The 21,605-nt window shown below is 60.2% G+C and carries 19 protein-coding genes; 11 read left to right on the top strand and 8 right to left on the bottom strand.

The genetic code is table 11. From position 1 onward, the window contains the following. Positions 1 to 74 precede the first annotated feature (74 nt). Positions 75 to 1,052, top strand: a complete 978-nt coding sequence (locus ACTD9P_RS11550) for an NADPH:quinone reductase (protein ID WP_438867834.1) — start codon at positions 75 to 77, stop codon at positions 1,050 to 1,052. A 147-nt stretch (positions 1,053 to 1,199) separates the two neighbouring features. On the opposite strand, the gene tsaC is transcribed toward ACTD9P_RS11550, so the two are convergent. The 3 genes from tsaC to ACTD9P_RS11565 all read right to left on the bottom strand — a co-directional run bounded on the left by tsaC (position 1,200) and on the right by ACTD9P_RS11565 (position 3,750). After that, complete coding sequence (tsaC, locus tag ACTD9P_RS11555; protein WP_056860965.1) at positions 1,200 to 1,757, bottom strand: L-threonylcarbamoyladenylate synthase type 1 TsaC; 558 nt, start codon at positions 1,755 to 1,757, stop codon at positions 1,200 to 1,202. A 58-nt stretch (positions 1,758 to 1,815) separates the two neighbouring features. Further along, complete coding sequence (gene dprA, locus ACTD9P_RS11560; RefSeq protein ID WP_438867835.1) at positions 1,816 to 2,919, bottom strand: DNA-processing protein DprA; 1,104 nt, start codon at positions 2,917 to 2,919, stop codon at positions 1,816 to 1,818. Positions 2,920 to 2,982: 63 nt separating this feature from the next. Further along, positions 2,983 to 3,750 carry a peptidoglycan-binding protein gene (locus ACTD9P_RS11565; protein WP_438867836.1) on the bottom strand — a complete coding sequence of 256 codons (768 nt, stop codon included), beginning with the start codon at positions 3,748 to 3,750 and terminating at the stop codon, positions 2,983 to 2,985. Between the two features lie 135 nt (positions 3,751 to 3,885). On the opposite strand from ACTD9P_RS11565, the gene def reads away from it, so the two are divergent. From def to ACTD9P_RS11590, 5 genes are all read left to right on the top strand, one after another. After that, positions 3,886 to 4,392 (top strand): peptide deformylase, encoded by a 507-nt coding sequence (gene def / locus ACTD9P_RS11570; RefSeq protein ID WP_017135146.1) that lies wholly within the window; start codon positions 3,886 to 3,888, stop codon positions 4,390 to 4,392. A 69-nt stretch (positions 4,393 to 4,461) separates the two neighbouring features. Continuing rightward, positions 4,462 to 5,415 (top strand): methionyl-tRNA formyltransferase, encoded by a 954-nt coding sequence (gene fmt / locus ACTD9P_RS11575; protein WP_438867838.1) that lies wholly within the window; start codon positions 4,462 to 4,464, stop codon positions 5,413 to 5,415. After that, positions 5,412 to 6,722, top strand: a complete 1,311-nt coding sequence (gene rsmB, locus ACTD9P_RS11580; protein WP_438867839.1) for a 16S rRNA (cytosine(967)-C(5))-methyltransferase RsmB — start codon at positions 5,412 to 5,414, stop codon at positions 6,720 to 6,722. The genes fmt and rsmB overlap by 4 nt, the downstream gene beginning before the upstream one ends. A gap of 21 nt (positions 6,723 to 6,743) precedes the next feature. Then, positions 6,744 to 8,117 (top strand): Trk system potassium transporter TrkA, encoded by a 1,374-nt coding sequence (gene trkA / locus ACTD9P_RS11585; protein WP_056860960.1) that lies wholly within the window; start codon positions 6,744 to 6,746, stop codon positions 8,115 to 8,117. A 39-nt stretch (positions 8,118 to 8,156) separates the two neighbouring features. Beyond that, the gene (locus tag ACTD9P_RS11590) at positions 8,157 to 8,468 is read left to right on the top strand and encodes a tetratricopeptide repeat protein (RefSeq protein ID WP_438867840.1); all 312 of its coding nucleotides are present in this window, start codon (positions 8,157 to 8,159) and stop codon (positions 8,466 to 8,468) included. A gap of 238 nt (positions 8,469 to 8,706) precedes the next feature. Here the strand turns inward: ACTD9P_RS11590 and ACTD9P_RS11595 are convergent, their stop codons facing one another. Next, entirely contained in the window at positions 8,707 to 9,594 is an 888-nt protein-coding gene (locus tag ACTD9P_RS11595) for a lysophospholipid acyltransferase (protein WP_219337518.1), read from the bottom strand. 40 nt (positions 9,595 to 9,634) lie between these two features. Continuing rightward, complete coding sequence (locus tag ACTD9P_RS11600; RefSeq protein ID WP_438867841.1) at positions 9,635 to 10,192, bottom strand: DNA-3-methyladenine glycosylase I; 558 nt, start codon at positions 10,190 to 10,192, stop codon at positions 9,635 to 9,637. Between the two features lie 81 nt (positions 10,193 to 10,273). Here ACTD9P_RS11600 and glyQ point away from each other — a divergent pair, with 81 nt between their 5' ends. The 4 genes from glyQ (at position 10,274) to ACTD9P_RS11620 (ending at position 14,670) form a co-directional block, all read left to right on the top strand. Then, positions 10,274 to 11,227 (top strand): glycine--tRNA ligase subunit alpha, encoded by a 954-nt coding sequence (gene glyQ, locus ACTD9P_RS11605; RefSeq protein ID WP_078735332.1) that lies wholly within the window; start codon positions 10,274 to 10,276, stop codon positions 11,225 to 11,227. After that, positions 11,224 to 13,278 (top strand): glycine--tRNA ligase subunit beta, encoded by a 2,055-nt coding sequence (gene glyS, locus ACTD9P_RS11610; protein ID WP_438867842.1) that lies wholly within the window; start codon positions 11,224 to 11,226, stop codon positions 13,276 to 13,278. The genes glyQ and glyS overlap by 4 nt, the downstream gene beginning before the upstream one ends. A 2-nt stretch (positions 13,279 to 13,280) precedes the next feature. Continuing rightward, entirely contained in the window at positions 13,281 to 13,817 is a 537-nt protein-coding gene (gmhB, locus tag ACTD9P_RS11615; RefSeq protein ID WP_438867843.1) for a D-glycero-beta-D-manno-heptose 1,7-bisphosphate 7-phosphatase, read from the top strand. 82 nt (positions 13,818 to 13,899) lie between these two features. After that, positions 13,900 to 14,670 (top strand): lysophospholipid acyltransferase family protein, encoded by a 771-nt coding sequence (locus ACTD9P_RS11620; RefSeq protein ID WP_200431007.1) that lies wholly within the window; start codon positions 13,900 to 13,902, stop codon positions 14,668 to 14,670. 182 nt (positions 14,671 to 14,852) lie between these two features. Here ACTD9P_RS11620 and ACTD9P_RS11625 read toward each other — a convergent pair whose 3' ends face one another. Beyond that, positions 14,853 to 17,132, bottom strand: a complete 2,280-nt coding sequence (locus ACTD9P_RS11625; RefSeq protein WP_438867844.1) for a CHASE2 domain-containing protein — start codon at positions 17,130 to 17,132, stop codon at positions 14,853 to 14,855. A 3-nt stretch (positions 17,133 to 17,135) separates the two neighbouring features. After that, positions 17,136 to 18,074: a FecR family protein gene (locus ACTD9P_RS11630; RefSeq protein ID WP_438867851.1), complete on the bottom strand. Its 939-nt coding sequence runs from the start codon at positions 18,072 to 18,074 to the stop codon at positions 17,136 to 17,138. A gap of 284 nt (positions 18,075 to 18,358) precedes the next feature. Between ACTD9P_RS11630 and ACTD9P_RS11635 the strand changes: the two genes are divergently transcribed. Continuing rightward, positions 18,359 to 19,081 (top strand): response regulator transcription factor, encoded by a 723-nt coding sequence (locus ACTD9P_RS11635; RefSeq protein ID WP_056860953.1) that lies wholly within the window; start codon positions 18,359 to 18,361, stop codon positions 19,079 to 19,081. A gap of 104 nt (positions 19,082 to 19,185) precedes the next feature. Here the strand turns inward: ACTD9P_RS11635 and gyrB are convergent, their stop codons facing one another. Beyond that, positions 19,186 to 21,603 (bottom strand): DNA topoisomerase (ATP-hydrolyzing) subunit B, encoded by a 2,418-nt coding sequence (gene gyrB / locus ACTD9P_RS11640; RefSeq protein WP_138813197.1) that lies wholly within the window; start codon positions 21,601 to 21,603, stop codon positions 19,186 to 19,188. Positions 21,604 to 21,605: the final 2 nt, after the last annotated feature.

Consider the following 21,605-nt stretch of genomic DNA (forward strand, 5'->3'; position numbering starts at 1 on the left):
GCGCCGCAGTTGACGAAGATCAAGGTTAGGAGTGGGATAGGGGGCTACGCGATTCGACCTCAGGAGAAGTGCAGATGGCCAAACGTATCCAGTTCAGCGCCCATGGCGGCCCCGAAGTGCTTGAGTATGTGGACTACACCCCGGCAGAACCTGGCCCACAGCAGGTTCGTGTGCGTAACGAGGCCATCGGTCTTAACTTCATCGACACTTATTTCCGCAGTGGCCTGTACGCGCCGCCAGCCTTGCCATCGGGCCTTGGCGCAGAAGGCGCTGGCGTGGTGGATGCCGTCGGCAGCGAGGTCACGCAGTTCAAGGTCGGCGATCGTGTGGCCTACGGCAGCGGCCCGCTGGGTGCGTACAGCCAGCTGCATGTGTTGCCTGCCGCCAACCTGGTGCACTTGCCGGACGATATCAGCTTTGAACAAGCCGCCGGCGCGATGCTCAAGGGCCTGACCGTGCAGTACCTGCTACGTCAGACCTACGAGTTGAAGGGCGGCGAAACCATTCTGTTCCACGCCGCTGCCGGTGGCGTGGGCTCCCTGGCCTGCCAATGGGCCAAGGCGCTGGGCGTGAAGCTGATCGGCACGGTGAGTTCGCCGGAAAAAGCCGCACTGGCCAAATCCCTCGGAGCCTGGGAAACCATCGACTACAGCAAGGAAAACGTCGCACAGCGCGTACTGGAATTGACCGACGGCAAAAAAGTCCCGGTGGTGTACGACGGCGTCGGCAAAGACACCTGGCTGACCTCACTGGACAGCGTGGCGCCACGGGGTTTGGTAGTGAGTTTCGGCAATGCGTCCGGCGCGGTGGATGGTGTGAACCTTGGGATTCTGGCGGCGAAGGGCTCGTTGTATGTCACTCGGCCGACACTGGCGACTTACGCCAGCAACCCGAAAGACCTGCAGGCGATGGCTGATGATCTGTTCGCGATGATCAAGAGCGGCAAGGTGCGTATTGATATCAACCAGCGGTTTGCGCTGGCGGATGCGGCGAAGGCGCAGACGGAGTTGTCGGGGCGCAGGACTACCGGGTCGACAATTTTGCTGCCTTAACTGCCCATTGTGGCGAGGGAGCTTGCTCCCGTTGGGCCGCGAAGCGGCCCCAAAACAGTGAATGGTGCTTCTTCAGGTAAGCCGCATCGTCCAGTTTTGGGCCTGCTTCGCAGGCCAACGGGAGCAAGCTCCCTCGCCACAAAGGCACTAAGAAGGCCGCACCACCTCACCCGTCGCCAAATCGCGAATCAGGCTCGGGTTCTTGCGCCCACCCAGGGCGCCGCCCAGTACCAAGTCGACCTGGCCACGGAAATATTGCTCCACACGAAGCCGCGTGCGCGCCGCCGGGCGACCTTGCGGGTTGGCGGAGGTAGAGATCAACGGCCCCACCTGCGCGCATAAATCCCTGACCAACGGATGATCGCTGACCCGCAGCGCCACGGTGTCATGCACACCGGTCACCCATTCCGGCAACATGCCCTGATGCGGCACCAGCCAGGTATTGGGCCCCGGCCAGGTGCTGGCCATGCGGTCGATCCAGGTGTCCGGGAAGTCTTCAAACAGGAAATCGAACTGGCGGATATTGTCCGCCACCAGGATCAGCCCCTTGTCCACCGAGCGATTCTTGATCGCCAGCAGCCGGTCCACCGCGTCTTCATTCCACGGGTCGCAGCCCAGGCCCCAGACCGCCTCGGTCGGATAGGCAATCACCGCGCCTGCGCGAATTTCTCGTGCGGCTTCCAGCACACGCCACCTGTTGACCATTGCTCACTCTCCGGACTAAAGCTGTGGGCAGTTTACCGATGTTCTTTGCAAAAACTAATTACATAAGCGGGCCACGCGCCAGCCAGCGACCGCTTTCACAGATCACCTGCCCTTCAAGCTCAAGCTCGGTGAGCGCCGCCAGTACGTGGGACAAAGGCCGCCCGCTGGCAATCGCCAGGCCCTCGCTGGTATGGGGCGCCGCGTGCAGCAGCGCCACCAGCGGATGGGTGACCGGCATCGGCGCCGGGCGCGACAACGCCTGCCAGCCGCGCAAGCCGTCCAGGATGTGCTCGATGGACTCCACCAGCGTGGCGCCATCGCGAATCAACTGATGACAGCCTTTGGCGCCCGGGTGATGAATGGAGCCCGGGATCGCATACACCTCACGCCCTTGCTCGGCGGCCAGCTTGGCCGTGATCAGCGAACCACTGGCCATGCTGGCTTCCACCACCAGTACCCCCAGCGACAAGCCGCTGATGATCCGGTTGCGCCGTGGGAAGTTAGCGGCCTGGGGCGCGGCGTCCAGCGGGAACTCGGAAACCACCGCGCTGCCTTGGGCAATCATCGCTGCGGCGAGCTGGCGGTGGCGTTGTGGATAAAAATTTTCGAGGCCGGTGCCGAGCACGCCGATTGTCTGCCCCCCGACATCTAATGCCGCTTGGTGCGCAGCACCGTCGATGCCCAAGGCCAAGCCGCTGGTGATGACAAAACCGGCGCTCGCCAGGCTGCGCGAAAAGGCGGCGGCAGTGTCCATCCCCGGGCGTGAAGCACGGCGACTGCCGACCATGGCCAACTGCGGCTTTTCGAGGATGTTCGGCTCGCCAGCGACGAATAATAACGGCGGTGCAGCGTCAATCTGCGCCAGCAATGCAGGGTACTCAGGCTGGTCCCACATCAGTAAATGCTGGGCCGGGCGCTCCAACCATGCGAGCGCAGCACTGGCGCCATCGCGAATTTCAGGGCTGCGCCTGGCATCGGCGCTAATGGCTGGCAACCCGAGAGAACGCCAGGCACTCGCCGGTGCGCTGATGGCCTTGGAGGCAGAACCAAATGCCTCGATCAATACTCGAAAACGCTTGGGGCCCAGTTCCGGCAGCCTGTGCAAGCGTAGTCGGGCTTCCAGTTCTGCAGGGGAAATTTCAGGGCTGTTTGTCGGATACATTTGATCGTCCTTGATCTGAACAAGCTGTGGATAACTCTGTTGGTAACTTATTTAGCAGGCTATTTATTGCGATTGTCGGGCAGTCTCGAATCGATCCATCACCGCCAGCGAACGTGAGGCCCTGAGCACCAGGCCATAACTGAGTTTTTCGTAGGTGCGAAACACCAGCAACGTGCCAGCATCTTCATCGGGGAGTTGGGTCGGGGCGCCAGTGAGGCTGTCGCGAACGCTTGCGCCAGCCTTGATCACCGTGAGCAGGTGGCCTTCGGCCAGACCGTCACGGCGACCTTTGTTCAAGGTCACGGCATCCATTACGCCGATCTGGGTGACGCCCTTGGGAATATCGATAATGTGCCCTTCGATGACAGGCGCAGGCCCCAGGTTGGCCCATTCGGCGGGCGGTTCGGCGCGCAGCAAGCGGTCGCCGGGGCGCACTTCCTGGGTGACCCGTTGCACGGCCAGGGTGCTGAGGTCGCCTGCCATCACAAAGCGTGCGCTGCCGATGTCGTCGGCATTGATGCCCAGCAGCTCCTGGGTTTGCGGGTCGGTGTAGGTTTTGCCGCGACGAAAGATCCCATAGTCCGGTTGGGTCGGGTCCAGGTCACCGCGCGCATGCACGCGCTCACCGTTGGCGCCCAGGACTCGCCCCGCGTCGGCGGCAACAATGTAAGGTGCGTTGTCCAGGTCCTGGGGTGTATCGAAAATGCGGTTGTGCAGCAAGAAGTGGCGGATGGCCTGTTGCGTGGCCTGTTCCAGGCGCGGGCCGGGCTGGGGAACCAGGGCCATGGTGAGCGGCGCCCACAACAGCAAGACGAGTAGCGATTTCCTCATGGGGTCAATCTCCTTTATTATGTACGTTCGCGTGAAATGCCAGAGCCTTAGCGGCTTTCGAACCTTTCACACCGGCGGTCTGGGTCCATCCCAACGCCGATTTGCCTCTACCTCACATGTGCAGCAATTACGCTTATGGCTATTTTGAACATCCTCGAATTTCCCGACTCGCGCCTGCGCACGATCGCCAAACCGGTGGCCGTAGTGGACGACAAGGTTCGTCAGTTGGTCGATGACATGTTTGAAACAATGTATGAAGCCCCGGGCATCGGCCTCGCCGCCACCCAGGTCAACGTGCATCAGCGCGTCGTGGTCATGGACCTGTCGGAAGATCGCAGCGAACCACGGGTGTTTATCAACCCCGAGTTCGAACCGCTGACCGAAGAGATGGGCGAATACCAGGAAGGCTGCCTGTCGGTGCCGGAGTTCTACGAGAACGTCGAACGCCCGCTGCGCGTGAAGATCAAGGCCCTGGACCGTGACGGCAAGCCCTACGAACTGATCGCCGAAGGCTTGCTGGCAGTGTGCATTCAGCATGAATGCGACCACCTCAACGGCAAGCTGTTTGTTGATTACCTGTCCACGCTTAAACGCGACCGGATCAAGAAGAAGCTGGAAAAAAAGCATCGCCAGCAAGCTTGATGCCCTTCTTCCAAAGGCTTGCTGCGGCAAGCCTTTTTCTTTTGTGACTGTTTTTAACCGAGACCTCCCATGACCGAGCCACTGCGCATTGTTTTTGCTGGCACCCCCGAATTCGCTGCCGAACACCTCAAGGCGCTGCTTGCCAGCCCTTATGACATCGTGGCGGTGTACACCCAGCCGGATCGCCCGGCCGGTCGCGGGCAAAAACTGATGCCAAGCCCGGTCAAGCAGTTGGCGCTTGAGCACAACATCCCTGTGCTGCAACCGCCAACCCTGCGCAACGCCGATGCCCAGGCGGAACTGGCGGCGTTGAAGCCCGACTTGTTGGTGGTTGTGGCTTACGGTTTGATCCTGCCCCAAGCCGTGCTGGATATCCCGCGCCTGGGTTGCATCAACAGCCACGCTTCGTTGCTGCCGCGTTGGCGCGGTGCGGCGCCGATCCAGCGCGCCGTGGAAGCCGGTGACTTTGAAAGCGGCGTGACCGTGATGCGCATGGAGGCGGGTCTGGATACCGGCCCGATGCTGCTCAAGGTTGCCACCCCGATCACGGCTGAAGACACCGGCGGCAGCCTGCACGACCGCTTGGCCGAGCTTGGCCCACCCGCCGTGATCCAGGCCATTGCTGGCCTGGCAGCCGGTACGCTGGAAGGCGAAGTTCAGGACGACAACCTCGCCACCTACGCGCACAAGTTGAACAAAGACGAAGCCCGCATCGACTGGAACCGCCCGGCCGTAGAGCTGGAGCGCCTGGTGCGCGCCTTCAACCCATGGCCGATCTGCCACAGCACCCTCAATGGTGAAGCCTTGAAAGTGCTGGCCGCCACCTTGGCGGATGGCAAAGGCGCTCCGGGTGAAATCATCGGCGCCAGCAAGGACGGCCTGTTGGTCGCCTGCGGTGAACAGGCGCTATGCCTGACCCGTCTGCAATTACCTGGCGGCAAAGCACTGAACTTTGGCGACCTGTTTAACAGCCGTCGTGAGAAATTTGCCTTGGGCACGGTTCTCGGGGCGGTCGCTCAATGAACCCGCGTCTGGCCGCCGCCAAGGCTCTCGCTGCCGTACTCAACGGCAAGGCTTCGCTGAACAGTTCGCTGCCTACGCAAATGGACAAGGTTGAAGACCGTGATCGCGGTTTCACCCAGGACCTGGCCTTTGGCACCGCCCGCTGGCAGCCGCGCTTGTCGGCGCTGGCGGCCAAGCTGCTGCAAAAGCCGTTCAAGGCCGCCGATGCCGATGTAGAGGCGTTGCTGCTGGTGGGCCTTTATCAACTGCTCTACACCCGCGTGCCCGCGCATGCCGCCATCGGAGAAACCGTTGGTTGCGCCGACAAGCTGAAAAAGCCGTGGGCCAAGGCCTTGCTCAACGCCGTGCTGCGCCGCGCCCAGCGTGAAAGCGAAGGGCTGCTGGCCGAACTGGAACATGACCCCGTGGTGCGTACGGCGCACCCGCGCTGGCTGCAAAAATCCCTGAAAGCCTTCTGGCCCGAGCAATGGGAAGCCATTTGCGCCGCCAACAATGCGCATCCACCGATGATTTTGCGGGTCAACCGTCGCCATCACAGCCGTGACGCCTACCTGCAATTGCTGGCCGATGCCGGCATCAGCGCCACGCCGTGCGTGTACAGCGTCGACGGCATCGTGCTGGAAGCGGCCACCGACGTGCGCAGCTTGCCGGGCTTTGCCGAAGGCTGGATCAGCGTGCAGGACGAAGCCGCGCAATTGGCCGCCGACCTGCTCGACCTGGCCCCAGGCCAACGCGTGTTAGACGCCTGCTGCGCGCCGGGCGGTAAGACGTGTCACATTCTGGAAGTCGAAAAAGACCTGGCCGGTGTAGTCGCCGTCGACCTGGAAGCCAAGCGACTGGTGCGTGTGCGTGAAAACCTTGCGCGCCTGGGCCTGAGCGCCGAGCTGATCGCCGCTGACGGCCGCGACACCACCACGTGGTGGGATGGCAAACCGTTCCAGCGCATCCTGCTCGACGCGCCATGTTCCGCCACGGGCGTGATCCGCCGTCACCCGGATATCAAGCTCACCCGCCAACCCGACGACATCGCCGCCCTGGCCGTGCTGCAAGGCGAACTGCTCGACGCGTTGTGGCCAACGCTGGAGGTCGGCGGCATCCTGCTTTACGCCACCTGCTCGACCTTGCCCACCGAGAACACCGAGGTGATCCAAGCCTTCCTCGCCCGCACCAGTGGCGCGCGGGAACTGGACCTCGCCACGGCGGCCGGTATCAAGCAGCCCCATGGCCGCCAGTTGCTCGCGCAGGAAGGCGGACACGATGGCTTCTACTACGCCAAACTGATCAAGATTGCCGCCGCGCGCGGCTAATGGGTTTAAGGGAGTGACCGGATGAAGATCATCATCCTTGGTGCAGGGCAGGTCGGCGGCACGCTGGCCGAGCATTTGGCCAGCGAAGCCAACGACATTACCGTGGTCGACACCGACAGCGAGCGCCTGCGCAACCTGGGCGACCGCCTGGATATCCGCACCGTGCAAGGCCGCGCGTCATTCCCGACGGTGCTGCGCCAGGCCGGTGCCGACGACGCCGATATGCTGGTGGCGGTGACCAACAGTGACGAGACCAATATGGTCGCCTGCCAGGTCGCCCACACCCTGTTCCACACGCCGACCAAGATCGCCCGCGTGCGCGAAGCCGCCTACCTGACCCGCGCCGGTCTGTTCGACAACGATGCGATTCCGGTGGACGTGCTGATCAGCCCCGAACAGGTGGTGACCCATTACATCAAGCGCCTGATCGAAATTCCCGGCGCGTTGCAGGTCATCGACTTTGCCGAAGGCAAGGCGCAACTGGTGGCGGTGAAGGCTTATTACGGCGGGCCGCTGGTGGGCCAGCAACTGCGCCAGCTGCGCGAACACATGCCGAATGTGGAAACCCGCGTGGCGGCGATTTTCCGTCGCGACCGGCCGATTCTGCCCCAGGGCGATACGGTGATCGAAGCGGATGACGAAGTGTTTTTCATCGCTGCCAAAGCGAATATTCGTGCAGTCATGAGCGAAATGCGTCGGCTCGATGAGAGCTACAAACGCATCGTCATCGCTGGCGGCGGGCAGATTGGAGAGCGCTTGGCCGAAGCCATTGAGAGCCGCTATCAGGTGAAGATCATCGAGATGAACCCGGCACGCTGCCGGCATTTGTCCGACACCCTCGACAGCACCGTGGTCCTGCAAGGCAGCGCCTCGGACCGCGACCTGCTGATGGAAGAAAACATCGCCGACGCCGATATTTTCCTGGCCCTGACCAACGATGACGAGGCCAACATTATGTCCTCGTTGCTGGCCAAACGGCTGGGGGCGAAAAAGGTGATGACCATCATCAACAACCCGGCCTATGTCGACCTGATCCAGGGCGGCGACATCGACATCGCCATCAGCCCGCAGTTGGCGACCATCGGCACCTTGCTGGCCCACGTGCGCCGTGGCGATATCGTCAGCGTGCACTCCCTGCGCCGGGGCGCGGCGGAAGCCATCGAGGCGATTGCCCACGGTGATTCGAAGTCGAGCAAGGTGATAGGCAAGGCCATCCGCGATATCGGCCTGCCGCCGGGTACCACCATTGGTGCAATCATTCGTGATGAAGAGGTGATCATCGCCCACGACGACACGGTGATCGCCACGGGCGACCATGTAATTTTGTTCCTTGTGGATAAGAAACATATTCGCGATGTGGAAAAGCTGTTCCACGTGGGGTTGAGTTTTTTCTAGGCAGCCACAACAGCCTTCTTTCACTCAAGGTGACAATAAATGCTCGAATCCCTGGAAAAAATGCTCGCCAAGGGTGTGGATAATTCATTGCTGCGCTTTGGTTTGGGCAAGGGTTATCTGGACTTGAAGGACAACGCCAAGGCGGCCGAGCATCTGCAAAAGTGCGTCGAGTTCGACCCGAAGTATTCGGCGGCGTGGAAGCTGTTGGGCAAGGCTCAGCAAGGGCAGGGTGATAACGCTGCAGCACGGTTAGCTTGGGAAAAGGGCATAGAAGCAGCCCAGGCCCATGGCGACAAGCAGGCCGAAAAAGAGATGACAGTGTTCCTGAAGAAACTCGACCGCCAGGCCTGAATGGAGATCAAAATGTGGGAGCGGGCTTGCTCGCGAATGCAGAGTATCAGTCACTGAATATGTAGCTGATACACCGTATTCGCGAGCAAGCCCGCTCCCACATTGGTTTCGATGATCGTTCCAACGCTCTGCGTGGGAATGCAGCCCTGGGCGCTCTGCGCCTGCCCTTAACCGTGACGCGGAGCGTCACAGGCGGCGTTCCCACGCGGAGCGTGGGAACGATCAAGTCAGCCGCGCATCAGTACCACCGCGCCTCACCCGGCGGGCGTTTCTTGAAGCGCTTCATGCTCCACATGTACTGGCTCGGGTAGGCGCCGACATAACGCTCCACCACCTTGCTCATCGCCGCGCAGGACGTGGCGGTGTCGGTGCTGTACATATCTTCCGGCGCCGCTTCCAGAATCACTTTGTAGCCCGAACCGTCCGGCAGCCGCAGGGCATGCAGGAACACGCCCACGGCTTTATGGCCTGCCAGCATGTTCGGCACAAACTTGCTGGTCAGCGCCTGGGTGGCGAAAAACGGCACGAAGATGCCCGCAGATTCTGCCGGCTCCGGGTCAGCGGGAATGCCGACCTGGCCACCTTTGCGCACTTCCTTGATCACACTAAGGATGCCTTCCTTGGTGGACGCCGCCACGCGATTCCCCAGTTGCACGCGCTGCTTTTGCAGCAACTCATCCACCGCCTTGAGCTTGGGCGGGCGGTAGAAAATGATCGGTTTGCACTGGTTGCAATAGAAGTGATTCAACACTTCCCAGTTGCCCAGGTGGCTGGTGATGCCCACCACGCCTTTGCCCGAGGCCAACGCCTCATGCAGCACTTCCAGGCCTTCGACTTCGCGCACCAGGTCGATGGAACGCTGCGCCGGCCAGATCCAGGCGCAGGCGCTTTCGGTCAGCGACTTGCCGATGTCCATCAGGCTTTGGCCCACCAGACGCTCACGGGCGGCCGGGTCCATGTCCGGGAAGCATTTGGAGAGGTTGATCCGCACCGTGTCGCGCGAGCGGTTGGGGGTTTTCCACATGAGCCAGCCAATCGCCGTGCCGACGGCCTGGACAGCGCGCCAAGGCAGCAGGGCAAACAACCGGAGAGCGCCTACCAGCAAGGCGCCTTTAAACTTTTCCACAGGTCACTCCTGATCGTGTGTGGTGCGCAAAGCGGGCATTCTAACCGGCGTTGGCCAAGTCCGCGTAACGGTCGCAGTCCTGAGTGTGGTCCATGACCATGCCCGAAGCCTGCATGAACGCGTAACAGATGGTCGGGCCGACGAAGGTGAAACCGGCCTTTTTCAACGCTTTGCTCATGGCTTCGGCCTCGGGCGTAATCGCCGGGACTTGGCTGCGATCGGTAAAGTGGTTGACCTTGGGCACACCGCCGACAAACGACCAGAGCAAGCCCACCGGGTCCTCCAACGTCAGCCAGGCGGCGGCGTTGCGGCGAGTGGCGTTGAGCTTGAGGCGATTGCGCACGATGCCTGGGTCGAGCATCAGCGCTTCGATTTCTTCATCGGTCAACAGCGCCAAACGCTGCGCATCAAAGCCGAACAAGACCTTTCGATAATGCTCACGTTTGCGTAAAACGGTGATCCAGGACAGGCCCGCCTGGAACCCTTCGAGCAAAAGCAACTCGAACAAGCCCTGCGCATCGCGCAGCGGCGTTCCCCACTCCTGATCGTGATAAGCCATGTACAACGGATCTTCAGAACACCAAAAGCAGCGTGGCATAAGGCTCCAGGGAGTGGTGGCGGGGCCGAATCGGGTATACTCCCGCTCTTTAAATCGCAGCCCAAGTAACAGGTGAATTTCGTGAGCCAGCCTACGCCAGCCGTGCGTACCTTCCAAGACTTGATCCTCGCCCTCCAGCAATACTGGGCCGAGCAAGGTTGTGTGGTACTTCAGCCCTACGATATGGAAGTAGGCGCCGGCACTTTCCACACCGCAACATTCCTGCGGGCCATCGGCCCGGAAACCTGGAACGCCGCTTATGTGCAGCCCAGTCGTCGCCCGACTGACGGCCGCTACGGCGAAAACCCGAACCGTTTGCAGCACTACTACCAGTTCCAGGTGGTACTGAAGCCGAACCCGGACAACTTCCAGGAGCTGTACCTGGGCTCGCTGAAGCATGTCGGCCTGGACCCTTTGGTACACGACATCCGTTTCGTCGAAGACAACTGGGAGTCGCCAACCCTGGGCGCCTGGGGCCTGGGCTGGGAAGTCTGGCTCAACGGCATGGAAGTCACGCAGTTCACTTACTTCCAGCAAGCCGGTGGCATCGAGTGCTACCCGGTGACCGGCGAGATCACCTACGGTCTTGAGCGCCTGGCCATGTACCTGCAAGGCGTGGATTCGGTCTACGACCTGGTGTGGGCAGACGGCCCGTTCGGCAAAGTCACCTACGGCGACGTGTTCCACCAGAACGAAGTGGAGCAGTCCACTTACAACTTCGAACACGCCAACGTCGACAAGCTGTTCGAACTGTTCGATTTCTATGAAAGCGAAGCCAAGCGCCTGATCGAACTCGACCAGCCGCTGCCGTTGCCGAGCTATGAAATGGTGTTGAAGGCTTCCCATACCTTCAACCTGCTGGACGCCCGCCGTGCTATCTCGGTGACCGCGCGCCAGCAATACATCCTGCGTGTACGCACCCTGGCGCGTTCCGTCGCCCAAGCCTACCTGCTGGCTCGCGCCAAGCTGGGCTTCCCGATGGCTGCCCCGGACCTGCGTGATGAAGTGTTGGCTAAGCTGGAGGCTGCACAATGAGTGCTCAAGATTTCCTGGTTGAACTGGGCACCGAAGAGCTGCCACCCAAGGCACTCAACACCCTGGCCGATGCGTTCCTGGCCGGTATCGAAAAAGGCCTGCAAAGCGCCGGCCTGAAATTCGCGGCGAAAAAAGTCTACGCCGCGCCACGTCGCCTGGCGGTGTTGCTGACCGCGCTGGAAACCCAGCAGCCGGACCGCAGCATCAACCTCGACGGCCCGCCGCGCCAGGCAGCTTTCGACGCTGAAGGCAATCCGACTCAAGCCGCCCTTGGTTTTGCCAAGAAGTGTGGCGTTGAGCTGAGCGAGATCGACCAGAGCGGCCCGAAACTGCGCTTCAGCCAGGTCATCACCGGCAAGCCGACGGCGAGCCTGTTACCGACCATCGTTGAAGACTCGCTGAACGACTTGCCGATCCCCAAGCGCATGCGCTGGGGTGCTCGCAAGGAAGAGTTCGTGCGCCCAACTCAGTGGCTGGTGATGTTGCTCGGTGACCAAGTCATCGACTGCACCATCCTCGCCCAGAAGTCTGGCCGTGATTCCCGCGGTCACCGCTTTCATCACCCTGAAGCCGTGCGTATCACCTCGCCGGCTAACTACGCCGCCGACCTGCGTGCCGCTTACGTGCTGGCGGACGCCAACGAGCGTCGCGAACTGATCAGCAAGCGCACCGAAGAGCTGGCTCGCCTGCAGGAAGGCACCGCCATCGTGCCGTCAAGCCTGCTTGACGAAGTGACCGCGCTGGTTGAATGGCCGGTGCCGCTGGTGTGCTCGTTCGAAGAGCGTTTCCTCGACGTGCCGCAAGAAGCGCTGATCACCACCATGCAGGACAACCAGAAGTATTTCTGCCTGCTGGATGTGGACGGTAAGTTGCTGCCGCGTTTTATCACCGTGGCCAACATCGAAAGCAAAGACCCGCAGCAGATCATCGCCGGTAACGAGAAAGTCGTACGCCCGCGCCTGACTGACGCCGAATTCTTCTTCAAGCAAGACAAGAAACAGAAGCTCGAAGACTTCAACCTGCGCCTGCAAAACGTGGTGTTCCAGGAAAAACTCGGCAGCGTCTACGACAAGGCCGTGCGCGTTTCCAAGCTGGCCGCCTACATTGCCCCACGCATTGGCGGTGACGCTGCCTGGGCAGCCCGCGCTGGCTTGCTGTCCAAGTGCGACCTGGCCACCGAGATGGTCGGCGAGTTCCCGGAGATGCAAGGCGTTGCCGGTTATTACTACGCCCTCAACGACGGCGAGCCGGACGATGTGGCCCTGGCACTGAACGAGCAGTACATGCCGCGCGGCGCTGGCGCTGAGCTGCCAAGCACCTTGACCGGTGCGGCCGTGGCCATCGCTGACAAGCTGGACACCCTCGTCGGTATCTTCGGTATCGGCATGTTGCCTACCGGCAGCAAAGACCCGTATGCCCTGCGCCGTGCGGCCCTGGGCGTGCTGCGTATCCTGATCGACAAAAAGCTCGACCTCGACCTGACCCAGGCCGTGGTGTTTGCAGTCGGCCAGTTTGGCACCAAGGTCAAGCAAGCCGGCCTGGCCGAGCAAGTACTGGAATTCGTATTCGACCGCCTGCGTGCGCGTTATGAAGACGAAGGTGTGGACGTTTCCGTCTACCTGTCGGTACGTGCCCTGCAACCGGGTTCGGCGCTGGACTTCGATCAGCGGGTACAGGCCGTACAAGCCTTCCGCAAGCTGCCGGAAGCCGACGCCCTGGCCGCCGTGAACAAGCGTGTGTCGAACTTGCTGAGCAAGGCCGACAACCTCGGCAATGCCGAAGTCGACCCTGGCCTGTTTGCCGATGCCAAGGAGTTCTCGTTGAACTCGGCCATCGCCAAAGCGGAAAACGCCGTGAAGCCGCTGCTCGCCGAACGTAATTACGCCGAAGCACTGGCGCGCCTGGCCACCTTGCGTGAGCCGGTGGATGCGTTCTTTGAAGCGGTGATGATCAATGCCGAAGATGCTGGCGTGCGGAAAAACCGCTACGCCATGCTGGCACGCCTGCGCGGCTTGTTCATCAACATCGCTGACATTTCCGTGCTGGGCTGACCATGTTGAAACTGCTGATTCTCGACCGGGACGGGGTGATCAATTACGACTCCGACGCTTACATCAAGTCGGTGGCGGAATGGATTCCACTGCCCGGCTCGATCGAGGCCATCGCGCAGTTGAGCAAAGCCGGCTGGACGGTGGCCATCGCCACCAACCAGTCCGGCATCGCCCGCGGTTATTACGACATCGCCACCCTGGGCGCCATGCACGCGCGTTTGCGCACGCTGGTGGCCGAGCAGGGCGGTGAGGTGGGGCTGGTGGTGTACTGCCCCCACGGGCCGGATGAGGGCTGCGATTGCCGCAAACCCAAGCCTGGCATGTTGAAAACCATTGCAGAACATTACAAGGTGCCGTTAGCTGGGCTATGGTTCGTCGGGGACAGCCTCGGTGACCTGGAGGCGGCCAAAGCCGTCGACTCTCAGCCAGTTTTGGTTAAGACCGGGAAAGGCGAAAAGACCCAGGCGAAAAACCTGCCGGTAGGCACCTTGATTTTTGACGATCTGGCGGCGGTTGCCGCAGAACTTATTAACAACTAGCCGCCCTCGACTTCCTGAACAAGGATTGCTCGGGAGTGTGCTTTTAGCAGGCGGGCCATGTCCCGCAACGGTAAATGCTGCCATGTCGATTTTGCAGGCCATCAGAACCTTCTTCTTTTACCTGCTGCTGGGCACCAGTTCGTTTCTGTGGTGCACCCTGAGCTTTTTTATCGCGCCGTTCCTGCCATTCAAGGCGCGCTATCGCTTTATCAACGTCTATTGGTGCCGCTGTGCGTTGTGGCTGACCAAGGTATTCCTGGGCATTCGTTTCGAGATCAAGGGCGCTGAAAACGTCCCGGACCAGCCCTGCGTGATTCTGTCGAATCACCAGAGCACGTGGGAAACGTTCTTCTTGTCCGCATACTTCTCGCCCCTGAGCCAGGTGCTTAAGCGTGAGCTGCTGTACGTGCCGTTTTTCGGCTGGGCAATGGCCATGCTGCGACCGATCGCCATCGACCGTGACAACCCCAAGGCGGCGCTCAAGCACGTGGCCAAGAAGGGTGACGAGCTGCTTAAGGATGGCGTTTGGGTGCTTATCTTCCCGGAAGGTACGCGTGTGCCGTATGGCACCGTGGGCAAGTTCTCGCGCGGCGGTACTGCATTAGCGGTCAACGCCCATCTGCCCGTGCTGCCGATTGCGCATAACGCCGGCAAGTTCTGGCCGAAGACCGGTTGGGCCAAACGCGAAGGCACTATCACCGTGGTCATTGGCGAGCCCATGTACGCAGAAGGTGAAGGGCCACGCGCCATTGCCGCACTCAATGACCGCGCACAAGCGTGGAATGAAGCGCAGCAACGGGCCATGGGTTCGCTGCCGCCTGAGCCTGTTGTAGTCGAGACACCAGCGATTTAGTGATCTGTGGATAACCTGTGTACGGTTTGTTGGCGAATTGACGTTTTTTCTTCCTAACAAGCTGATTTAATTACATATTTCTCAAACTCATAAAATCGCGAAAAACGTGCATAAGTTTTTTTTCGCATAAAAAAACCGGTCCTTGTGATCGGTTTTTTATGCGCAGTGAAAAAGTGCGTTTTTCAATCCTCAAGCAACGGCAATTGGACGCTGAAGGTTGAGCCTTTACCCACCTGGCTTTCACACAGAATGCGACCGCCATGGCGCTCCACCACAGCCTTGACCATGGTCAATCCCAACCCCAGGCCCTCACTGCCCTGGGCCGAGTCAAAGCGTCGGTACTGGCTGAACAACTCCGGTAAATCCTCTGGCGCGATGCCAGGTCCTTGATCGCTGATACGGCATTCCAGCCACCCTTGCGCGCTGCCGTGGCTCAAGGTGACGGTGGTGCCGGAAGAGGAATACTTGATCGCATTCTCCAGCACGTTGAACAACGCGCGGGTCAGCAGCGACTGGTCGGCGCAGACCATGCCTTCATCGGCCTCGTCCAGGTCATGGACCAGTTGAATGCCTTTGAGTTGGGCAATGACCGCCACTTGATCGAACGCATCCATGACCAGCATGGCAAACAGCGTAGGCTGAAACTGGTAGCCATCGGCCTCGGCTTTGGCCAGTTGCACGAAGGATTCGGTCAGGCTCAGCGCACGCCTGACCTGTTGCTCGATCTGAGCAAACACCGGCGACTCACCGTTATGCACATCCAGCAACGCCAGGATCGCCGAGTGCGGGGCACGCAGGTCATGGGACAGGAAGCGCAGCATGGTTTCGCGGTGCTGCTGCGCTTCGCGCTCTTTGCTCAAGTCTGTGAGGCTCATCAGCCAGCCGAGGGCGACGTCGCCTTCAGCCGGCAGCAAGGGGGCAAGCTCAATGCGCAGGCTGCGCTGATGGATGTCGCGAAACTCAACGAGTTCCAGCGCTGAGAGAGCAGGGCGCACGCCATTGTGCAGCGGCGGATAACCCAGGTCGGCGAGTTGTTCAAGGAGGTTTTGGTTGACCAACTCTTGACTGAACACGTCACGTGCAATCCGGTTGGCCAGCAGGATGCTGCCTCTGGGGTCGGTAATCAGCGTGGCCACCGGCAAGCACTCCAGGCCGTCGGCCATAAACCTGCGGGTATCGCGTGTACGACTTACCGCTTGCTCCAGGGCAAAGATCCGCGCTTGCAGTACATCGCCCTTGCTCGCAGGCGCTCGCCGACGCTCGGGGAGTACTTTGGGCTCGTTATCCAGGCGCGCCAGTTCCCAGCCGAAGTAGGCCAGGATCACGCTGAGGCGCCGCCAATTCCATATCAGATAGCTGAGCAGCAAACCAATCAGGCACGCGGCCGGTGACCACCAGTGACCCTGGCGCAGCAACACCCACGCACCGAGCAATGCGGTGGCCATACAGCCCAGGGTCATCCAGAGCGCGTAGCGCGGGCGATACAACAACAGGCCCAGTAACAATGCCACCCAGGCAGTCGCCATCAAGGCCGACACCGCGCCGGGTAGATCAACGATGCTGCGCCCTTGCAGCAGACCATTGAGTACGTTGGCCTGGATCTCCACACCCGCCGTGGTGCCGACAGTCGAGGAGAGCGGAGTAACGAAACGATCGCCCATGCCCGACGCCGTGGCACCTACCAGAACAAGCCGGCCACGCAACCGTTCAGGGTCGACCTCACCGCGCAGGACGCTGGCGTAGGAGACCGTAGGAAAACGGGTGTCGGCAGCGATGAACGGGATCCGAATGGCGTGCTCGCGATGCCACGACGGGTTGATTTGCGGCAGGGGTTCTCCTGGCATCTCAGACGCCTGGCCGCTCAATGCATAGGCCATCCACGCCAACTGCGGCGTGGTGTCACCGGGTGGGCCTTCACGCAAAAACAGGCTGCGCACCACGCCGTCATTGTCCGCTTCGACATTGATATGCCCCAGGCCTTTAGCGCATTTGAGCAGCGGCAGCACTTGCGCGTCCGGCGCGCTGTAACTAGCAGCTTCCTCACGCAACAGTGGCAGTACCACGTTGCCGGCGTTGCACACAGCGGCTGCGAGGCGTTGGTCGTTGGCGGGCACACCGGGCTCACTGAAGATCACATCGAAGAGGATGGCCTCTGGCTGCGCGGCGCTCAGGCGGTCGATCAGGTCGGCGTGCAAACTGCGTGGCCAGGGCCAGCGGCCCAGCTCTTTCAGGCTAGAATCGTCAATGGTCACCAGCACGATGCGCGGGTCTACCGGCAACGGCGCCAGACGCCTGAGGCTGTCATACAGCGGGTTGTTCAGCGCCAGGCCCGGGCTCAACGAGAGGTAGGCTGTCATTGGCAATAACAGCAAACCTATCCACAACCACTCGCGCACCAGGCCGTGGAACAAACGCTGGGCATGGGTGGGCTGGCGTTTCTCGGCCTTGCGCCAAAGCATCATGGGTTAACCACCGCTGGCCTGTGCCTGAGTGGCGGGTGGGTAATAGAAGATGTCATAAACCCCGGTTTCTCCCTCCAGGCCCTGTGCGTCATAGGCGGACAAACGCACGTGGTAAAACGATGCTTTGAGCCCAGTGAAGCGCATTTTCGGCTCACTGGAAAAGTTTTCCTGCTTGATGTTCATAAAGGCTGAGTCGGTCGCCACTTGGGCACGGTAGCGCAATGCACCGGGTAACGGCCGCAGGTAAAGGCTCCAGACCGGAGACTGGCCTTTCTGGCCGTCCTGGCCGATCAATACAGGCGCGGGCAAAAGCTCCACGGCCTTGAGTTCACCTTGTTGTTTGATCAGCAGGCCTTGGCGGGCGTCCACCTTCACTTCGGCTACGCCGCTGCCTGCTGCGCGGTTGACCGCTACCTGGCCATTAAGCACCTCAAGCACAGACTGCTCGCCGTCATTGCGCACGCGAAAGTGCGTGCCACGCACGCCCAGAACGCCGACGGGCGTCACGATCTGAAAACGGTCGTAGTCACTGGCCCGCTTGATCACATAGGTCTCAACCTGGCCCTGTTCCAGAATGACCTGGGGAATCGCCTGTTTCTCAACAAGGTGCAGGCGAACCTGTGAACTGGAGGGCAGCACCACACGGGAACCATCACCCAGGCGCAGGCTGACAAAAGCCGATGTCGACGTCTTCACGCCTTCTTGCTCATCAATGCTCATCCCTTCCAGCAGAGGCTGAGCCCCGCCTTTGGCATCGAGCTTCCAGGCTTCCCCCGTCAAATACTGCACAACGGCTGGCAGCGGTTGTGCGCGGCACTGGAACGGCTCGTCGATATAAGCAGGGCGATAGGGCGTGGCAGCCTGCGCCGTATCGATGACCAAGGCCAGCAACGCGGGTAGGGCACACCATAATCGATGGGCAAAACAGGTCATGGTGTTCATCACCCGAGTAGTTTCAGACGGCATCTGACATCGGCACGTACAGGTTTACGGCAGCGCATGTGTCGGCTGATCCTTTTCCTCAGGGGTAGGAGCCGGTATCTTTCGACTAGCAGGTACGAACGACTTTAAACGGGTTTACGGCCCTTTGATATCAGCGTACCGATAGATCCTGTGAACATTGAGTCTGGCCACAATTCTTCAGATTCAACCACAGGCATCTGCGCATCACCTACGCGATTGAACAGGCCGTCGGCTGTCGTATTTTTTGTAGAAAGGACCCACCCATGCGTGTCGCAATACTGGACGACGAACCCGCTGAATTGCGTCGGGTTGAACAGACGCTGCGACAGATCCCCAGCACCGCAGAGCAACCCTGGTCCCTGCATTTCTTCGAGCGCGGTGAAGACTTGCTGCGCCAACTGCGCCGTGAAACCTTTGACCTGTTGATACTCGACTGGCAACTGCCTGACATCACGGGCATCGCATTGCTGCGCTGGACGCGCGAGCACATGGACTCACCACCCGCCGTAATCATGTTGACCAGCCGAGATGCCGAGAGCGATATCGTCACCGCGCTCAACAGCGGGGCGGACGATTACGTCAGCAAGCCGTTTCGACCGAACGAGCTCAAGGCTCGGGTCAACGCCGTGCTACGCCGCCATGGGCTGCAAAAGCCCGCCACCAACGAGGTACAGAGTTTCAACGATCTGACCTTTGATGATGCCGAACTGACGGTGACGCGCGCGGGTAAGCCGATCAATCTCACTGAGCGTGAATACCGCCTCGCCAGTTGTTTGTTCGCCAACCTGGCACGGCCACTGTCTCGGGAATATCTGTATGAGCGATTCTGGAGCCATGAAGAAATGGTCTCTTCGCGGCCACTGGATACGCATATTTATCGGCTGCGTAACAAGCTGGGGTTGACCGCCGACCGGGGTTGGCAACTGCTGACTATCTACGGGTACGGTTATCGGTTGGAGAGTGTGGCGGCGGCGGCCCAAGGTTAAAAAGGCTGATGTTCCACGTGGAGCAATTGTAAAACGCTTAAGTTTCACCCAATAAAAAAGGCCAACGCTAAGCGTTGGCCTTTTTGTTTTAGCGGGTAGCCTGATCAGAAGTCCAGGTTAGACACCGCCAGAGCGTTGCTCTCGATGAAGTCACGACGAGGCTCGACCGCATCACCCATCAGGGTGTTGAAGATCTGGTCTGCGCCAATGGCGTCTTCGATGGTCACGCGCAGCATGCGACGCTGAGCGGGATCCATGGTGGTTTCCCACAGTTGATCCGGGTTCATCTCGCCCAGACCTTTGTATCGCTGGATGGTGTGGCGCTTGGTGCTTTCGGCCATCAACCAGTCCAGGGCTTCCTTGAACTCCTTGACCGCTTTCTTACGCTCGCCACGCTGGATGTAAGCACCGTCGTCCAACAGGGTGCTCAATTGCGCGCCGAGGGTGACCACGGTTTTGTAGTCGTTGCTGCCGAAGAAGTCGCGGTTGAAGGTGACGTAGTTCGACAGGCCGTGGGAGATCAGTTCGACCTCTGGCAGCCACACGTTACGTTCACGGTCTTCACGCAGGCTGGCTTTGTACACCAGGCCAGACTTCTCCACGGTGCGCAGACGCACTTCGTACTGAGCCAGCCAATCCTGCATATGTGCGTGATCGCCCAACTGCTCGAGGCTCACGGAAGGCAGGTAGATGAAGTGCTCAGTCAACTCCTGAGGGTACAGGCGCGACAGACGCTTGAGGGTCTTCATCACCATGCGGAAGTCGTTAACCAAACGCTCCAGCGCCTCACCGGAAATGCCCGGCGCTTCGTCGTTCAAGTGCAGGCTGGCATCTTCCAGGGCCGACTGCGTCATGTACTCTTCCATGGCGTCGTCGTCTTTGATGTATTGCTCTTGCTTGCCCTTTTTCACTTTGTACAAAGGCGGCTGCGCGATGTAGATGTAGCCACGCTCGATCAGCTCCGGCAACTGACGGAAGAAGAAGGTCAGTAGCAGCGTACGGATGTGCGAACCGTCGACGTCAGCATCGGTCATGATGATGATGTTGTGGTAACGCAGCTTGTCGATGTTGTACTCGTCGCGGCCAATACCGCAGCCCAACGCTGTGATCAAGGTGCCGACTTCCTGAGAAGAAATCATCTTGTCGAAGCGGGCCTTCTCGACGTTGAGGATCTTACCCTTCAACGGCAGGATAGCCTGGGTGCGACGGTTACGACCCTGCTTGGCGGAACCGCCAGCAGAGTCACCCTCCACCAGGTACAGTTCGGAGAGGGCAGGGTCCTTCTCCTGGCAGTCAGCCAGTTTGCCCGGCAAGCCAGCGATATCCAACGCGCCTTTACGGCGGGTCATCTCACGGGCTTTACGCGCCGCTTCACGGGCGCGTGCCGCATCGATCATCTTGCCGACGACCAGCTTGGCTTCGTTCGGGTTTTCCAGCAGGAAGTCGGAGAAGTACTTGCCCATCTCTTGTTCCACTGCGGTCTTCACTTCGGAAGACACCAGCTTGTCTTTGGTCTGGGAGCTGAACTTAGGGTCCGGTACTTTCACCGAGATGATCGCGGTAAGGCCTTCACGCGCATCGTCGCCGGTGGTGGCCACTTTGTGCTTCTTGGCCAAGCCTTCCGCTTCGATGTAGGTGTTCAGGTTACGCGTCAGTGCGGAACGGAAACCCACCAAGTGAGTGCCGCCGTCGCGCTGTGGAATGTTGTTGGTGAAGCACAACAGGTTCTCGTTGAAGCTGTCGTTCCACTGCAGGGCGATTTCAACGCCGATGCCGTCTTCACGCTGGATGTTGAAGTGGAACACCTGGTTGACCGCAGTCTTGTTGGTGTTCAGGTATTCAACGAACGCACGCAGGCCGCCTTCGTACTTGAACAGTTCTTCCTTACCGCTGCGCTCGTCCTTAAGGACGATACCCACACCGGAGTTAAGGAACGACAGTTCACGAATTCGCTTGGCCAGGATGTCCCAGCTGAAGTGGATATTCTTGAAGGTTTCAGCCGAAGGCTTGAAGTGGATCTGCGTACCGGTGGATTCACTGTCACCAACGATTTTCATCGGCTCTTGTGGAACACCGTGAACGTAGGTCTGTTCCCAGATCTTGCCGCTACGGCGAACAGTCAGGATCAGCTCTTCGGACAGAGCGTTCACCACCGACACGCCTACACCGTGCAAACCGCCGGAGACTTTATAGGAGTTGTCGTCGAACTTACCGCCGGCGTGAAGCACGGTCATGATGACCTCTGCCGCCGATACGCCTTCTTCTTTGTGCACATCAACCGGAATGCCGCGACCGTTGTCGCGCACGGTGATGGATTCATCCGGGTGGATGATAATGCTGATGTCGTCGCAGTGACCGGCCAAAGCTTCGTCGATGGAGTTGTCGACCACCTCGAACACCATGTGGTGCAGACCGCTACCATCATCGGTGTCGCCGATGTACATACCGGGACGTTTGCGTACGGCATCCAAACCTTTCAGCACTTTAATGCTGGTCGAGTCGTACGTGTTTTCTTCGCTCATGC

Origin of the sequence: Pseudomonas onubensis (assembly GCF_965653655.1) — a bacterium.
GTDB lineage: Bacteria > Pseudomonadota > Gammaproteobacteria > Pseudomonadales > Pseudomonadaceae > Aquipseudomonas.